Origin of the sequence: Microbacterium sp. A8/3-1 (genome assembly GCF_040267695.1) — a bacterium.
Lineage (GTDB): Bacteria > Actinomycetota > Actinomycetes > Actinomycetales > Microbacteriaceae > Microbacterium > Microbacterium luteolum.
In genome coordinates this window covers 1,903,737-1,919,788 of record NZ_CP158357.1, presented here as the reverse complement: position 1 = coordinate 1,919,788, position 16,052 = coordinate 1,903,737, and the positions used below count along the sequence as shown (strand labels likewise).

Sequence of the window (16,052 nt, the reverse complement as noted above, 5' to 3'; positions counted from 1 at the left end):
TACGACTCGTGACGGTCGTTGCGCTTCGGCTGAAGCGCCTCGACCGTGGCGAAGGGGAGTTTCCGCAGAGCGGTCATCCTGTCGTGTCCTCGGCTGGCATGCTGCGCCGGTCGGCACAGCTTTCCGAGACTAGGGTGCGACACGCCCGGGCGTCAAGCCTGCTCGCGCGGAGGGTTGTACATGAATTCGATGCGGATGCCGTCGGCGTCTTCGACGAACGAGGCGTAGTACCGGTCGCTGTAGCGGGGATACTCCTTGGGTTCGCGCACGGCGGTCCACCCGGCGTCGAGGGCCACCGCGTGCAGCCGGTCGACCTCTTCGCGGGTGTCCATCGCCCACGCGAGATGCTGCCATCCGACGCGTCCGTGCCGATGCGGACCGGAGTCCTCGTCCCACGTGTAGAGGATGATCTCGGTCTCGTCGCCGTTGTTCCACGAGATCGAGTGGTCGTCCTCGCCGCCGCTGCGGTAGCCCAGCGCCGTGAGAACAGGGTGGAACTGCGCCCGGCCGCGCTCGAGGTCGTCGACGGTGATGCCCAGGTGATCGAGAAGTGCCATGCCGCCAGTCTTCCAGGGGCCGCGGACGTCGCACTAGTGCGGGGCGTGGTACTCGGCTTGGCCGCGCTTCCAGTAGCCCTTCACGACGGCGTTCGACGTATCGACGCCCCACCGGTCGAGGAGCGCCCGACCCGGCTTGACGATCGACTGCTCGGCGGCGAGGAAGACGAACGGATCCTCGCCGACGGCGTCGTCAGCGGTCAGCGCCTCGAGGAACGCGATGAGCGCCGAGCCGGAAGGAGCGTCGCCGCGGTGCAGCCATTCCACGTCCACCGGAGCGTCGAGCTCGATCTCGCGACCGGCGGAGACTGTCTCGATCACGATGCGCGCGGGGGCGCCAGTGGGGATGAGCGTCGCGAATCGGCGGATCGCGGGGATGGCCGTCTCGTCGCCGGCGAGCAGCCAGGAGCCGGGCGTGCCGACCAGGACCGCGGATCCGCGCGGGCCGCCGACGCCGATCGACGAGCCGAGCGGTGCCTTCGCCGCCCAGGGCGCCGCGACGCCGGCATCGCCATGGACCGCGAACTCGACGTCGAGCCAGTCCTCGCCCCAGGCCAGCGGCGTGTACTCGCGGCTGGGAGCGGCGCGCAGTTCCTCGACCGAATCCGTGGGGCCGGCGGGGAAGAACAGGCGCATGTGGTCGTCGGAGCCGGGGGAGTCGAAGCCCGCGAGATCGGAGCCCGTCAATCGCACCCGCACATAGTCCGGAGCCAGCCACTCGCGGGCGCTCAGGGTGACGTTGCGGAAGCGCAGATCGAGGCCGCGACGCTCGATCGAGAAGTCGGATTTCGTATCGCTCATAAAGTAAGGCTAACCTAATCATGACGAAGCAAGGTCACCCTAACTTCGTCCGTCCGGCGCCCCGTCGCGTGCGCGCAGATCCCGCAGAACAGGAGCCTCTCCATGTCCGTGCCCAGAACCCTCACCGCCACGAGTCTCGGCCTCGTCGGCCTTCTCGCCCTCGCCGGCTGCGCCGCGGCGCGGCTGCCGAACCCGAGAAGACGGAAGCTGCACCGGCATCCGTCACGATCGAGGACAACACGGGCGAACACGAGATCGCGACGCCTCCGGCATCCGTCGTGGCCCTCGACAACCGCACCTTCCAGACGCTGTCCGATTGGGGAGTGGAGCTCTCCGCCGGCGCCGTGGCCCTGATGCCGGAGACGGTCTCCTATGTGAAGGACGACGCCATCGTCGACGTGGGCCTGCACAGCGAGCCGAACCTCGAGGCCGTCGTGGCGGTCGAGCCGGATCTGATCATCAGCGGCCAGCGCTTCACCCAGCACAACACGGCCATCGCCGAACTCGTGCCGGATGCCACCATCATCGACCTCGAGCCGCGCGAGGGTGAGCCCTTCGACGAGGAGCTCAAGCGGCAGATCACCGTCCTCGGCGAGATCTTCGGAAAGCAGGACGAGGCGAAGAAGCTGGTCGACGAGTTCGACGCTGCCGTGGAGCGCGCGAAGGCCGCGTACGACGACGCCGACACCGTCATGGCCGTGAACACCTCCGGCGGTGAGATCGGCTATCTCGCGCCGACCGTCGGCCGCTCGCTCGGCCCGGTCTACGACATCCTCGGCCTCACCCCGGCGCTCGAGGTCGACGACGCGACGGACGACCACCAGGGCGATGAGATCTCCGTCGAGGCGATCGCCGCGTCGAACCCCGATTGGATCCTGGTCCTCGACCGCGACGCCGTGTTCGCGGCCGAGACGCCCGATTACGTGCAGGCAGCCGAGATCCTCGAGAACTCCGAGGCGCTCGCCGGCGTCACCGCGGTGAAGGACAAGCAGATCGTCTACATGCCCACGGACACGTACCTGAACGAGGGCATCCAGACGTACACGACGTTCTTCAACGACCTCGCCGACGCCCTCGAGGACGCGAAGTAACGCATACCGGTCGTCGGGCGGGCGAAGCGAGACGACACGTCCGCTTCGCCCGCTCAACGCTTCGGGACTCCCTCATGACCTCCGCTGACCTCGCCTCGCCGCCCCGCACCTCCGGGCGGCTCTTCGACGTGAAGCTGCTCATCGGTGTGCTCGTCGTCGCCGCGCTTCTCGTCGTCTCGCTCTTCACGGGCGTCTACGACATCGCGGGCGCCGGCGACGGCGGCGAGATGTTCCAGATCACCCGCGTTCCGCGCACGATCGCGCTCGTGCTAGCCGGCGCCGCCATGGCCATGGCCGGGCTCGTGATGCAGCTGCTCACCCAGAACCGCTTCGTCGAGCCGACCACGACCGGCACCACGGAGTGGGCGGGTCTCGGTCTGCTCGCCGTGATGATCCTCGTCCCGCACCCGTCGCTGACGCTCCGGATGGTCGGCGCCGTCGCGGCTGCCTTCGTCGGCACCCTCGTGTTCTTCGCCTTCCTCCGCCGCGTCGCCCTGAAGTCCTCGCTCATCGTGCCGATCGTGGGGATCATGCTCGGGGCCGTGGTCGGCGCCGTCTCGACCTACCTGGCCCTCGCCACGAACTCCCTCCAGATCATCGGGGTCTGGTTCGCGGGCAGCTTCACGTCGGTGATGCGCGGACAGTACGAGATGCTGTGGATCGTCGCGATCGTGGGCGTGATCGTGTTCATCGTGGCGGATCGCCTCACGATCGCGGGACTCGGCGAGGAGATCGCCACGAACGTCGGCGTGGACTACAACCGGATCATCCTGCTCGGGACCGTGCTCATCGCCATCACCACCGGAGTCGTCACGGTGGTCGTCGGCAATCTGCCCTTCCTCGGGCTCATCGTGCCGAATGTGGTCTCGATGGTGCGGGGCGATGATCTGCGCAGCAATCTGTCGTGGGTGTGCCTGCTCGGCATCGCGATCGTCACGGTCTGCGACATCATCGGCCGCACCATCATCATGCCGTTCGAGGTCCCGGTGTCCCTGATCCTCGGGGTCGTGGGCGCGATCGTCTTCGTCCTCCTGCTGCTGAGGCAGCGTCGACGTGGCTGAGGGCGCGACGCTCGCCGTGCTCCCGCGGACGGCCGGCGCCTTCACGACGGCACGCGCGCGACGGCGCTATCTGCTCGTGCTGGGCATCCTGATCGTGCTGGCGGTCGGGTCCGGATTCGGGCTGCTCGCCTGGGGCAATCCGATGCCGGCGGGATCGCCCGGGTTCTGGCGCATCGCGCAGCACCGCGCGACCGACGTCACCGTGATGGTGCTCGTCGCGATCGCACAGGCGGTCGCGACGGTCAGCTTCCAGACCGTCACCAACAACCGCATCATCACCCCGTCGATCATGGGATTCGAGTCGCTGTACCGTGTGGTGCAGACCTCGACGGTGTACCTGTTCGGGGTGGCGGGACTCGTCGCTATCCAGGGCGTCGGGCAGTTCGCGATCCAGGTCGCCGTCATGGTCGGACTGGCCGTGGCACTGTACGGGTGGCTCCTCTCCGGGCGCTACGGCAACCTGCAGATCATGCTGCTGATCGGCATCGTGATCGGCGGCGGGCTCGGGGCCGTGTCGACGTTCATGCAGCGCCTCCTCACACCGAGCGAGTTCGATGTGCTCGCGGCCCGCCTGTTCGGCAACGTGTCGAACGCCGACCCCTCGTACCTCCCGCTGGCGATCCCGCTCGTGATCGCGGCATCCGTCGTGCTCTGGTTCCGCTCGCGGAGGCTCAACCTGATGGCGCTCGGACCGGATGCCGCGCGCTCGTTGGGTCTGGATCACCGACGCGAACTCTTCCTCGTGCTGTTCCTCGTCGCCGTGCTGATGGCGACGTCGACCGCACTCGTGGGTCCGATGACGTTCCTGGGTTTCCTCGTCGCCACACTCGCCTACCAGTTCGCCGACACGTACGACCATCGGCTCATCTTCCCGGTGGCCGTGCTCACGGCGTTCACGATCCTCGCCGGCGCGTACTTCGTGATGAAGAACGTCTTCTCCGCGCAGGGGATGGTGTCGATCCTCATCGAGCTCGTCGGCGGCACCGTCTTCCTCATCGTCATCCTCAGAAAGGGCAGGCTGTGATCGCACTCGACGGCGTCCGGCGGGACTACAGCAGCGAGGTCGCCATCGGCCCCGTCGACCTCGAGATCCCCGCGGGAGGGATCACTGCCCTCATCGGGCCGAATGGCGCCGGCAAGTCGACCCTGCTCACGATGATCGGGCGGCTGAACGGGATGGATGCCGGTGCGATCGAGATCGCGGGTCTCGACGTCGCCTCGACCACCTCGAAGGACCTGGCGAAGGTGGTCTCGATCCTGCGCCAGGAGAACCACTTCGTCACCCGGCTCACGGTGCGTCAACTCGTCGGCTTCGGGCGCTTCCCGCACTCGAAGGGCCGGCTGAACCGGGCGGACGAGGAGATCATCAGCCGCGCGATCGACTTCCTCGACCTGGGTGCCCTGGAGGGCCGCTACCTCGACGAGCTCTCCGGCGGGCAGCGCCAGCGCGCGTACGTCGCGATGGTGCTCGCGCAGGACACCGAGTTCGTGCTGCTGGACGAACCGCTGAACAATCTCGACATGAAGCACGCCGTGCAGATGATGAAGCACCTGCGCCGCGCTGCCGAAGAGCTCGGGCGCACCATCGTCATCGTGCTCCACGACGTGAACTTCGCCGGGCACTACGCCGATCACATCTGCGCCATGAAGGACGGCGCGGTGGTCGAGTTCGGTTCACCGGAGGAGATCATGACGGATGCCGTGCTCACCCGCGTCTTCGAGACACCGGTGCACGTGATCGACGGCCCCTCGGGACCGCTCGCCGTGTACTACTGACGGACGCGGGCGATCAGAGCTCGATCCCGTGGTCCTCGTCGTTGACGCCGGCGTTGTTCCCGCGTCGCGACTCGTAGCCGAGGAACCAGCCGAGCCACACGATCGCGGCGAGCAGCAGACCGAGCCAGACGTTCTGGAAGATCAGCCCGATGACGACGCCCAGGACCAGCAGGCCGGCGGTGACGGAGACGCGGAGCACGGTGCGGGACATGACCTCAGCCTAGATCCTGGCCCACGGACGGCGGGGTTCAGCGGTCGCGATGGTTCTCCGGCGCGAGGCGCGGCCCGCGGCGCGGCTCCTTCACCCCGCTGGCGTAGATCAGGCGGATGACGCGCTGGCGGTGGCCCGCCCAGGGAGCGAGGAGCTCCAGCATCCCGTCGTCGTCGGTGCGCGCGCCCGCGAGGACGTAGCCCACCTCGTGCGCCAGATGGAAGTCGCCGACGCTCACGGCGTCGGGGTCGCCGAGCGCCCGGATGCGGGTCTCGGCCGAGGTCCAGGCGCCGACCCCCGGAAGGCTCGTGAGGATCCGCTCGGCTGCGGCGCCGTCGTCAGCTGCGCGGACGGCTCGCTCGATCCGGTCGCCGCGCTCGGCGGACCGCACGATCGTCTTCGACTGCGGCGGCTCGACACCTGCCCGGTGCCACGACCACGACGGGATGGTGCGCCAGACGGATGCCGCGGGCGGCGCGAACATCGGCCGCGGGGTGGGGCCGGGCGCACGCTCCCCGAAGCGCGACACCAGGAAGCGCCAAGCTCCGAAGGCCTGCACGGCCGTGACCTTCTGCTCGAGGATCGCGCCGGCGAGTGCATCGAAGATCTCGTCCGTGCGCGTGAGACGCAGACCCGGGTTGCGACGGGCGACCTCGGCGATGAGCGGATGCCGCGACGCGTCGAAGCCCGTGGCGTCGTCGCGCGCGCCGCACAGGTCGGGCACCCGGTCGAGGGCCTCCGCGGCGCCGGCGCCCCACGCGGTGGCCCTGACCTCGCCGCCGCTCGCCCGCAGCGCGAGTGTGGCGGCGCCGAGCGGCGTGCGCACGGCCCGCCAGAACACGGGGCCGTCGATCACGGTCGTCGGGTCCGTTCCCCCGCGGCGCAGCACGCCGACCGTGTGTGCGAGATCGAGGTCGTGCGAAGGGCGGTAGACCGTCTCCTGCGCAGCATCCTCCCGCGCGGCTCCGGCCGCTCCGGCATCCGCTGTCAGGGTCATGCGCCCACCCTACGCGGCGGTGCTGACACCGGTCCGCGCCGCGCGATCCGGCGGCCGCGCGATCCGGCGCAGGAGCGACTCGGGTCAGAAGCGGTCGGGCGAGGGCGTGCCGTGGCCGTAGCGGATGACCACGTCGGCGTGACGGTCGAACCGGTAGCCGATGCCGCGCACGGTGCGGACGATGTCCTCGTAGCGGCCGAGCTTGGCGCGCAGGCGACGCACGTGCACGTCGATCGTGCGCTCGCCGGGGGTCTCGTCGTCCTGCGCCTGCCAGAGAGCCGAGACGAGCTCGGAACGCTCGATGGTGCGACCCTCGCGGAGGACGAGGTACTGCAGCAGCTCGAACTCCTTGTACGTGAACGCGGCGGACTCGCCGTCGATCAGGACGCGCTTGCGGGAGATGTCGACGGTCACGCCCGTCTCCTCCTCGGCGATGTCCTCTTCTGCGGCGGCCTTGGTGCGGGCGATCGCGCCGGGCTCCTGCAGTGCGAGGCGGACGACGTCGAGGTCGCGGCCTCCGGAGCCGTGCGGGGCGAGGGCGACGGTGGCGTGGGTCTCGGCGCCCGGTGCGAGTTCGGCGAGCGTGCGACGCAGGGCGTCGACCAGGAGCGGGAGGCTCACGCCGGCTTCGGCGGCCTTGATCTCGTCGAGTCCGACGTAGAGGGCGAAGCCGCGGGGGGAGCGGACGGCGGGGAGGTCTGCGGCGGCGCCGTTCAGGGGCGCTGCGGCCTCGGACGAAACGGTGCGGGCCTGGGCGGAGGAAGCGGGACGCTCGAGAAGTGCGGTGTTCGACATGATGATGAAGTCCTCAGGACGTGAGCCGGAGAGCGGCTCTGATGCGTTGCATGAATGACCGGCGGAGCCGGGAAGCGAGCAAGGGTGGATGCTCGGTGACGCTGACATCGCAGATGGCGAATGATCAGGTCAGGCGGGGTGGCTGTTCGTTCAGCGACACATTCGGCAACACATGCCAACGCGACCGGGCATCATCATCCCGGCAGTCCCGTTCGCCTCCTGGGCGGACAAAGGGCGTGCGTTGGTGGTCATGGGGGGATTATGTCTGATCGTGTCGCCTCGTGTCAAAACGGGCTCCGTGCGCAGAAGCGGGCGTAACGTTGCTCGAATGACGATCTCGACCACTGTCGGCGGCTTCATCCTCACCGACGAGAAGGATGAATCGCGTTACACCCTCATGCGTGACGGACGGCTGGTGAGCGTGCTCGACTACCGTGACGACGGCCGCACGATCGCGCTGACCAGGGCGTTCACCATCCCGACTTTCCGCGGCCACGGCTATGCGGGGAAGGTCGTGGAGGGCGCCGTGGCCGACATCGAGTCGCGCGGCGATCGCAAGGTCGACGCCGTCTGCTGGTACGTCGCCGACTGGTTCTCGGCGAACCCGGAGCACGCACACCTCCTGCGCTCGCGCTGACGCGCCCGAGTATTTCGTTCTGTTACGCGGCGGCCCTGCGAGGATGAAGCCATGAAACTCGCCGAGGCCCTCACCGCACGAGCCGATCTGCAGCGCCGCATCGAGCAGCTGCGCGCCCGCATCACCTCGAACGCGCGCTACCAGGAGGGCGAGGAGCCGGCGGAGGACGCGGGGGCCCTGATCGTCGAAGCGGATGCCGCGCTCACCCAGCTGCGTGATCTGATCCGCCGCATCAACGCCACGAATTCGCGCCTCGATCTCGGCCGCGACGGCACCATGACCGACGCCCTCGCCGCGCGCGACGTGCTGCGCCTGCAGCACTCTCTGCTGACGGATGCCGCGGCCGCGGCATCCGGAGCGAACGATCACTTCCAGCGCCAGATGAGATCGGAGCTCCGGAAGGTCTCCGCGCTCCCGGTCGCGGAGCTGCGCGCCAGGGCCGACGCGGTCGCGCAGGAGCTGCGCGAACTCGACAACCGGATCCAGCAGGCGAACTGGACGAACGAGCTGGAGGAGTAGGGCGGAAGTCGGTAGTCACGACGAAGCGGGCACAACCCCCGCCGGGAGGGGCAAGTTCCGGCACACCTGGAGGGCGGAGGGCAGCCCGGATCGCATCGCGCAGCCCCGCACGCCGCACAGGTGAAAGCGCACAGCGCACCATGCACCACCGCGTGCCGATCGTCGTGACGAGGGTGGGTCAGGGGACCTTCCGCTCTTCTCCTCCGAAGACCATGCGATAGAATGGAGTTCTGCTCAGCCCCGTTGGCTGAGGTGGTCAGGCGCCGGGAGGCGTGCTGATCCGAGGCTCGAAACCTCCGGCATCCTCAACAGACACCGGAGGTTTTTCCATGTCTTCTTCCCTGCGCGCCCACCCCCGTACTCGTTGGTGGGCCCTCGCCGTGATCGCTCTCACCCAGCTGGTCGTCGTCCTCGACGGGACCATCGTCAGCATCGCCCTGCCGCGCGCTCAGCAGTCCCTCGATCTCTCCGACGGGCAGCGGCAATGGGTGGTGACGGCGTACGCGCTCGCGTTCGGCGCTCTCCTGCTGCTGGGAGGGCGGCTGTCGGACTACGTCGGGCGCAAGCGCGTCTTCATGATCGGGATGGTCGGGTTCGGGGCGGCGTCGCTGTACGGCGGATTCGCGCAGCAGGGCTGGGAGCTCATCCTCGCCCGCGGACTGCAGGGTGCGTTCGCCGCGCTGCTCGCCCCGGCGGCTCTCGCACTGCTGACCGTGACGTTCCCATCGGGGCGCGACCGCAACACGGCGTTCGCGGTGTTCGGCATCGTCGCCGGAACCGGCGCCGCGGTCGGGCTCCTCCTCGGCGGTGTGCTCACCGAGTTCGCCGACTGGCGGTGGTGCCTGTTCGTGAACCTGTTCTTCGTCGCCGTCGGACTCGTCGGGGGAGCGCTGTTCCTCACCGAGAGCAGGGCGGACGGCGACACGCACTACGACGTCTGGGGCACGATCACGGTGACCCTCGGTCTCGGAGCCCTGGTGTACGGCTTCAGCCTCGCGGAGAACGGCTGGGGGCAACCTCTCACGATCGCCTTCCTGGCGCTCGGCGCGGCGCTGCTCGGAGCGTTCGTCTGGATCGAGAGTCGCGTCGCGCACCCGCTGCTGCCGCCGCGGATCGTCGCGGACCGCGTGCGCGGCGGGGCGTTCCTCATCCAGGGCGTCGCGGGGGCGATCATGATCGGCGCCACGATGTACCTGACGTTCCACTTGCAGTTCGTGCTCGGGATGGGCGCCTTCACCGCAGGACTGGCGACACTCCCGCTCCCCATCGCGACGATGGTGGTCGCACCGCTCGCTACCCGGCTGCTGCCGGTCATCGGACCGCGACCGATGCTCATCGTCGGGCCGCTCCTCGCCGCCGCAGGGATGCTCTACCTGTCGGGCATCACGCCCGATGGCGCCTACTTCCTGCAGGTCGCGCCCGCACTCGTGATCCTCGGCGTGGGGATGGCCCTCGTCTTCGTCCCGCTCCAGAACCTGGCGCTCACCGGCATCGCCTCCGAGGATGCCGGGGTCGCCTCCGCAGTGGCCAACTCCGCGATGCAGATCGGCGGATCGATCGGCCTGTCGGTGTTCACGGCGGTCTACGCGGCTTCCGTCGGAGGCCACGCGCAGCGGGATGTGACGGCGCAGCAGCTGACCGACGCGTACGGCTGGACCTTCATCGTGGCGGCGATCTTCCTGGTCGGCGCTTCGGTGATCGCCGTCTGTATGGTGCGGGGCTCGAAAGACGAGCTGATGCCCGCCCACGGTGAGCTCGCGGTCGCCGCGCACTGAGCGCGCCGCGGCATCCGCGCCGGGTGGGCTCCCTGTGATTCACCTGCCAGGAGCGGATGCTGCGGCACGCCTCGGACCGAATGTCCGTGGGGGTTCGTAGCGTGTGAGTATGCGAATCCTGCACACCTCCGACTGGCACATCGGTCGCACGTTCCACGGTCACTCGACCATGGACGCGCTTGCCGAGGTGCTCGCGGCGCTCACCGCGCAGGTGCAGGAGAACGCGGTCGACGTCGTGGTCGTCGCCGGAGACGTGTTCGACTCGGCCACGCCGTCAGGCCCCGCCTACACCCTGCTCGGCGACGCGCTGGTCGCGCTGCACGAGACGGGCGCCCGCGTCATCATGACCAGCGGCAACCACGACTCGGCGGCCCGGCTCGGTTTCCAGGCCCGGCTGCTGCGCGACGGGATCCACGTTCTGACCGACCCGCTCGCCGTCGGCGAGCCGATCACCATCGCCGACGCCGACGGGCCCGTGCATTTCTTCGGCATCCCGTACCTCGAGCCGGCGATCGTTCGTCAGCACTGGCCGGAGGGCGACGCCGAAGGGCGTCAGCTGCGCACCCAGGCGCAGACCATGGCGCATGCGATGCATCTCGTGCGCGTCGGCATGGCGCAGCACTCCGGTCGGTCGGTCGCCATCGCGCACTGCTTCGCCGCGGGCGTCGATGCGACGATCGGGCTGGAGCGCGAGGTGCGGCAGGGCGGACTCGACGTCGTGCCGCTGAGCGTCTTCGACGGTCCCGACTACGTGGCGCTCGGCCATATCCACGGACGCCAGCAGATCAGCGAGCGCGTGCGCTACGCGGGGGCTCCGCTGCACTACAGCTTCGGCGAGCAGCACAAGCCTCGTGGCTCCTGGCTGGTCGACCTCGATGCCGACGGGCTCGCCGGTGTCGAGTGGCTCGAACTGCCGGTGCCGCGGCGCCTGGTCACGCTCACGGGTCCGCTCGAGGAGATCCTGTCCGAGGCGAACGTCGCCGCACACATCGACGACTGGGTCTGCGCGATCTACACCGACGCCGCCCCGCAGGCCGAGCCCATGCGTCGGCTGCGCGAGAGCTTCCCGTTCTGCGCGATGGTGCAGCACCAGCCCGAGGTCGTCGCCGAAGAGCGCGAGCGGAGCTACTCGCAGCGGCTGCGCGCCGCCGTCACCGACGCGGAGCGCATCGACGCCTTCCTCGAGCATGTGCGCGCGGGGCAGGGGCCGACCGAGACCGAGAGCCGGCTGATCCGCGCTGTGCTCGACGATCGTGTGCGCGCGGAGGCGCTCGTCTAGATGCGCCTCCATCGCCTCGAGGTCGAGGGATTCGGCCCGTTCCGGTCCCGCCAGACCGTCGACTTCGACGCGTTCGCCGACGACGGCATCTTCCTGATCGCCGGGCGAACCGGTGCGGGCAAGTCCAGCATCCTGGATGCCGTCTGCTTCGGGCTCTACGGCGGGGTGCCGCGCTACGACGGTGGAGAGAAGCGGCTGCGCAGCGACTACTGCGAACCCGATGACATCTCGGAAGTGGTGGTGGAGTTCAGCGCCTCTGCCGGTCGCTTCCGCGTGACGCGCTCGCCCGAGTACCCGCGCCCGGCCAAGCGCGGCGGCGGCATGACCAAGCAGGCAGCGGCCGTCTCGCTGGAGGAGCGGACGGATGCCGGGTGGGTCGGCCGCGCGGCGCGGGCGGTCGACGTGGCCACCGAGCTCGACGAGATCCTGCAACTGAGTCGCGAGCAGTTCCTGCAGGTCATCCTGCTCGCGCAGAACAGGTTCTCCGAGTTCCTGCTCGCGGGGAGCAAAGATCGTCAGGCGCTGCTCCGGCGACTTTTCGGCACGCAGCGGTTCGAAGACGTCCAGTCGCGTTTCGACGACCGGCGCAGGGTCGCAGAGCAAGCCCTCGGTGCTCGCCTCGCGACCGTCGCCGCGCGGGTCGACGAGGCGGAGCGTCTCGTCTCCACCGCCGGCCTCTGGGGGGACGGGAGCGACGACGAGGCGGGTGCCGGCGAGTCCGCGCGTTCAGCCGTGACGACGACGCCGGACCGGCTCGACGACCTGCGGCGCGCGAAGGCTCGTGCCGACTACCAGGCCGAGCGTCGCGCATCGGAACGCGTCGAAGCGGAGAAGCGTTCGGCCGCCGCAGATGCCGTGCTGGCCACCACGCGCGAGGAGCAGCGCGCGCAGCGCGAGCGGGATCGTGCGCGAACCGCTCTCGACCGCCTCGATGCCGAGGAGCCGTCGATCGCGGCGGTCCGCTCCGAGCTGAACGAGGCCCGATCGGCCGAGGGGCTCCGTTCGACCATCGCCTCCGCGGACCGAGCGCGGAAGGCGCTCGACAGCGCGAGCGGAGGAGAAGCCGACGCCCGTGAGGCATGGCAGCGCTTCGGGGTGGAAGTCGATGACGACCTGGCCGCGTGGGCCGCCGAGCGCCTCAAGGAGAGCGGAGCGTGGGAACGCGCGCACGAGCTCGAGCAGCGCGAGGCGGCGCTCGAGGAAGAGCTCCAGACCGCCGAGGCCGCTGTGCAGACTGCAGCGAGTCGCGCTTCGGCAGGAGCCGCAGAGCGCGACGACCTGCCGGTGCAGATCTCCGCCCTGACCGTCGAGCGCGACGACGCGAGGCGCACCGCCGACCGGAGGGGCGATCTGGCCCTGGCTCAGGAGGCCTCGGAAGCCCGCCTGCGGGCGGCCCGCGACGCTGTCCGTCTGCGCACGGACCACACGCGCGCCGAGCAGGAGCTCGCCGCGGCGACCACCGCACACGCCGCTGCGCAGACGACGCTGGCGCAGTTGAGGCAGCGCCGCTTCGACGGAATGGCCGGCGAGCTCGCCTCGGGCCTGACCGACGGCGAGGCGTGCCCCGTGTGCGGCGCGCACGAGCATCCGGCGCCGGCGGCGCATGTGGATCCCGTCTCAGCCGACGACATCGCCACCGCCGAGAGCGCGCGTGACGCCGCGTCCGAGATCGAGCGCGAGGCGGCAGCGACGTCCTCGTCCCTCCGGGCCGCGCTCGCGGCGGCCGAGACCAAGGCAGACGGACGTACGGTCGAGCAGGCCGAGCGCGAGCATCTCGAGGCCGTCGACGCGCACGCGGAGGGTGTCGTCGCGGCCGATCGCGTCAAGACCCTCGATGCGCAACTGCTGGCCCTCTCCGACCGGGCGGCGCTGCTCGAGCGCCGACGTGCCGACGATGATGCGGCCCTCGCGGCCTCGCGAGAGCAGCTCGTGCTGCTGACCCAGCGAGTGGCGGACGCGCGCACGCTGATCGCCGATGCCCGTGGGGCTTTCCCCACTGTCGCCGAGCGCCTCGCCGACACGACGGCCAAGGTGACGGCGGCACGGGCTCTCGCCGAGGCCACGGCCGAACGCGCGCGGCGCGCGCAGTCCCTGAGCGAGGCCGAGGCTGAGAGAGACGCCGCATTGGCTGATTCGGCGTTCGACGATGTGGCCGCAGCCGTCGGAGCCCTGCGGTCGACCGAGGCGCAGGAGGCACTCGACGCGCGGATCTCCCAGCACGCGGTGCAACGCGAGAAGGAACGCGCCATCCTGTTCGACCTCGAGCTGCGGACCCTCCCCGAGGAGCCGATCGACCTCTCGCCCGCCGAAGAGGCCGCAGCGACAGCGCGCGCGACCTGGATGCACGCGGTCGACGAGGCGAGTCGCGCGAGCGGAACCGCCGAGCGGCTCGACGGGCTGATCGACTCCGCCGCCGCGGAGCATGCCGAGACGGCCGACGACGCCGCCGAGTTCGAGATCCTCCAGGGGCTCGCCGACACGATCGCCGGGCGCGGTGCCAACACCCGCAAGATGGCGCTCGAGACCTTCGTCCTCGCCGCAGAGCTCGAGGAGATCGTCGAGGCCGCGAACCGCCGGCTGTACGACATGTCCACGGGGCGCTACCAGCTGCAGCACTCCGACGCCCTCGCCGCGCGCGGCGCGGCATCCGGTCTGGGGATCGTGGTGTCCGATGCCTTCACCGGGCAGACACGTCCGCCCCAGTCGCTCTCCGGCGGTGAGACGTTCCTCACCTCGCTCGCGCTCGCTCTCGGCCTCGCCGAGGTGGTCACGGCGCGGGCCGGCGGCATCCAACTGGACACGCTCTTCATCGACGAGGGCTTCGGATCGCTCGACGGCGACACGCTCGACGTGGCCATGCGCACTCTCGACGAACTGCGGCAGGGCGGCCGCACCGTCGGGGTGATCAGTCACGTGGAAGCCATGCAGGAGCAGATTCCCGCGCAGCTCACGGTGCGCGCCACCCCCCACGGCCCGAGCATCATCGAGACGCGCTGAGACGGCCCGGGATGAGGCGGCGCGTCGGCGCCGTCAGACCCCGTATTCGTCGCGGATGAAGTCGCGCAGCTGCACGCTGCACCGCGCGACGGCCTCGCGCCAGTCGGTGAGGGCCCCGTCCTCGGCCTGATCGGAGACGGCACGGAAGACGCGGATCGGCACGTCGAACTGCTCGGCGACCCAGATGTACGCGTACGTCTCCATGTCCACCAGTGCGGCACCCGTCGGCCGGATCACGGCGGTGACCTCGGCGTCGTCCACGAAGTGATCGCCCGTGGCGATCAGCACGCCGTCGCGGCCGGTCGCCACGCGAGCGGGAAGCGAGACGTGCTGGCCCGCGACGCCGTCGAGATCGGTGACGTCATGCTGGAACGCGGTGCCGATCTCGTGGACCGTCGCCTCGAGATCCGGATCGATCGCACCGGCGGTGCCGACCACGACGATCTCGTCGTAGTCGCGCGCGTCGAGCGCCCGGGTGAGCGCATACGTGGCCTGGAGCTTGCCCGGGCCTGTCACGAGGCGATCGAACCCATCGAGTGTGTCCGGGAAGGCGGTCAGTTCGGACGCGAGGGCGGCGACGAGGAGTTTCACTTCCTCATTCTTTCAGGTCGCGCCTGGCAGGAGCGTCCATGTGCGGTTCTGTCACCCGGGCGTAACACAGAAGCGCGATACTGATTCGAGGAAGAGTGGAGGCCCCCGTGTCGTTGCAGCAGCAGATCTCCGAAGCCCTCGGTGTCCGGCCCGAGATCGATCCCGAAGCCGAGGTGGAGCGTCGAGTCGGATTCCTCGTCGACTACCTCCGCACGACGGGAGCGCGTGGCTTCGTCCTCGGCATCTCCGGCGGGCAGGACTCGACTCTCGCGGGTCGCCTGGCGCAGCTCGCCGTCGAACGCGTGCGCGCCGAGGGCGGCGAGGCGAGATTCCTCGCCGTGCGTCTGCCGTACCGGGTGCAGAAGGACGCGGCGGATGCCGAGGCCGCACTCGAGTACATCGCGCCGGACTCATCCGTCGAGGTGAACATCCAGAACGGCGTGGACGGCGTCGAAGAAGACATCGAGTTCGCGGTGACGAGCGACATCAGCGACTTCAACCGCGGCAACATCAAGGCGCGCGTGCGCATGGTCACCCAGTACGCGCTCGCCGGACACGACGGCCTGCTGGTGATCGGGACGGACCACGCGGCCGAAGCCGTGACGGGCTTCTACACGAAGTTCGGCGACGGCGCCGCCGACATCCTGCCGCTCTCCGGCCTCACGAAGCGGCAGGGCCGTTCGCTGCTGCAGTTCCTGGACGCGCCCGACCGGCTCGCGTTCAAGGTGCCGACGGCCGACCTCCTCGACGGCCAGCCCGGCCGTGCGGACGAGGACGAGCTCGGCCTCACGTACGAGCAGATCGACGACTTCCTCGAGGGACGCCCCGTCGACCCCGAAGCGGCCGGACGCATCGAGGCGAAGTACCTCGCGACGCAGCACAAGCGCCACCTCCCGGTGACGCCCGACGACGACTGGTGGCGCTGAGCGCAGGTGCGCGCCTTTCGTCCCGTGTCGGATGCCGCG

General features: G+C 69.8%; 16 protein-coding genes. 10 read left to right on the top strand and 6 right to left on the bottom strand.

Annotated features, from left to right (window positions below; translation table 11 throughout):
• Positions 1-152: 152 nt before the first annotated feature.
• Both ABS642_RS09475 and ABS642_RS09470 read right to left on the bottom strand, forming a co-directional pair.
• Complete coding sequence (locus ABS642_RS09475; protein WP_282214407.1) at positions 153-557, bottom strand: VOC family protein; 405 nt, start codon at positions 555-557, stop codon at positions 153-155.
• A gap of 33 nt (positions 558-590) precedes the next feature.
• The gene (locus ABS642_RS09470) at positions 591-1,358 is read right to left on the bottom strand and encodes a siderophore-interacting protein (protein WP_350353119.1); all 768 of its coding nucleotides are present in this window, start codon (positions 1,356-1,358) and stop codon (positions 591-593) included.
• Between the two features lie 20 nt (positions 1,359-1,378).
• On the opposite strand from ABS642_RS09470, the gene ABS642_RS09465 reads away from it, so the two are divergent.
• The 4 genes from ABS642_RS09465 to ABS642_RS09450 all read left to right on the top strand — a co-directional run bounded on the left by ABS642_RS09465 (position 1,379) and on the right by ABS642_RS09450 (position 5,286).
• Positions 1,379-2,449: an ABC transporter substrate-binding protein gene (locus tag ABS642_RS09465; RefSeq protein ID WP_350353118.1), complete on the top strand. Its 1,071-nt coding sequence runs from the start codon at positions 1,379-1,381 to the stop codon at positions 2,447-2,449.
• Positions 2,450-2,523: 74 nt separating this feature from the next.
• Positions 2,524-3,510 (top strand): iron chelate uptake ABC transporter family permease subunit, encoded by a 987-nt coding sequence (locus ABS642_RS09460; RefSeq protein ID WP_350353117.1) that lies wholly within the window; start codon positions 2,524-2,526, stop codon positions 3,508-3,510.
• Entirely contained in the window at positions 3,503-4,534 is a 1,032-nt protein-coding gene (locus ABS642_RS09455) for an iron chelate uptake ABC transporter family permease subunit (RefSeq protein WP_350353116.1), read from the top strand. Before ABS642_RS09460 ends, ABS642_RS09455 begins: the two co-directional genes overlap by 8 nt.
• Positions 4,531-5,286 (top strand): ATP-binding cassette domain-containing protein, encoded by a 756-nt coding sequence (locus tag ABS642_RS09450; protein ID WP_350353115.1) that lies wholly within the window; start codon positions 4,531-4,533, stop codon positions 5,284-5,286. Before ABS642_RS09455 ends, ABS642_RS09450 begins: the two co-directional genes overlap by 4 nt.
• A 13-nt stretch (positions 5,287-5,299) precedes the next feature.
• On the opposite strand, the gene ABS642_RS09445 is transcribed toward ABS642_RS09450, so the two are convergent.
• From ABS642_RS09445 to ABS642_RS09435, 3 genes are all read right to left on the bottom strand, one after another.
• Positions 5,300-5,497, bottom strand: a complete 198-nt coding sequence (locus tag ABS642_RS09445) for a hypothetical protein (protein ID WP_282214401.1) — start codon at positions 5,495-5,497, stop codon at positions 5,300-5,302.
• A 37-nt stretch (positions 5,498-5,534) separates the two neighbouring features.
• Positions 5,535-6,494: a DNA-3-methyladenine glycosylase 2 family protein gene (locus ABS642_RS09440; RefSeq protein WP_350353114.1), complete on the bottom strand. Its 960-nt coding sequence runs from the start codon at positions 6,492-6,494 to the stop codon at positions 5,535-5,537.
• A gap of 84 nt (positions 6,495-6,578) precedes the next feature.
• Positions 6,579-7,289 (bottom strand): winged helix-turn-helix domain-containing protein, encoded by a 711-nt coding sequence (locus ABS642_RS09435; protein ID WP_282214399.1) that lies wholly within the window; start codon positions 7,287-7,289, stop codon positions 6,579-6,581.
• Positions 7,290-7,617: 328 nt separating this feature from the next.
• On the opposite strand from ABS642_RS09435, the gene ABS642_RS09430 reads away from it, so the two are divergent.
• The 5 genes from ABS642_RS09430 to ABS642_RS09410 all read left to right on the top strand — a co-directional run bounded on the left by ABS642_RS09430 (position 7,618) and on the right by ABS642_RS09410 (position 14,496).
• Positions 7,618-7,926, top strand: coding sequence for a GNAT family N-acetyltransferase (locus tag ABS642_RS09430; RefSeq protein ID WP_116634422.1), 309 nt, complete (start codon positions 7,618-7,620; stop codon positions 7,924-7,926).
• A gap of 51 nt (positions 7,927-7,977) precedes the next feature.
• Positions 7,978-8,445, top strand: coding sequence for a DIP1984 family protein (locus tag ABS642_RS09425; protein ID WP_350353113.1), 468 nt, complete (start codon positions 7,978-7,980; stop codon positions 8,443-8,445).
• Positions 8,446-8,774: 329 nt separating this feature from the next.
• Positions 8,775-10,220 carry an MFS transporter gene (locus ABS642_RS09420; RefSeq protein ID WP_350353112.1) on the top strand — a complete coding sequence of 482 codons (1,446 nt, stop codon included), beginning with the start codon at positions 8,775-8,777 and terminating at the stop codon, positions 10,218-10,220.
• 109 nt (positions 10,221-10,329) lie between these two features.
• Positions 10,330-11,499, top strand: a complete 1,170-nt coding sequence (locus tag ABS642_RS09415) for an exonuclease SbcCD subunit D (RefSeq protein ID WP_350353111.1) — start codon at positions 10,330-10,332, stop codon at positions 11,497-11,499.
• Positions 11,500-14,496 carry an SMC family ATPase gene (locus ABS642_RS09410; RefSeq protein ID WP_350353110.1) on the top strand — a complete coding sequence of 999 codons (2,997 nt, stop codon included), beginning with the start codon at positions 11,500-11,502 and terminating at the stop codon, positions 14,494-14,496. It abuts the gene before it with no gap.
• A gap of 33 nt (positions 14,497-14,529) precedes the next feature.
• Here the strand turns inward: ABS642_RS09410 and ABS642_RS09405 are convergent, their stop codons facing one another.
• Complete coding sequence (locus ABS642_RS09405) at positions 14,530-15,087, bottom strand: nucleoside phosphorylase (RefSeq protein ID WP_350353109.1); 558 nt, start codon at positions 15,085-15,087, stop codon at positions 14,530-14,532.
• Positions 15,088-15,194: 107 nt separating this feature from the next.
• Between ABS642_RS09405 and nadE the strand changes: the two genes are divergently transcribed.
• On the top strand, positions 15,195-16,013 hold the full coding sequence (nadE, locus tag ABS642_RS09400) for an ammonia-dependent NAD(+) synthetase (RefSeq protein ID WP_282214393.1): 819 nt from the start codon (positions 15,195-15,197) through the stop codon (positions 16,011-16,013).
• The last annotated feature ends 39 nt before the right edge of the window (positions 16,014-16,052 follow it).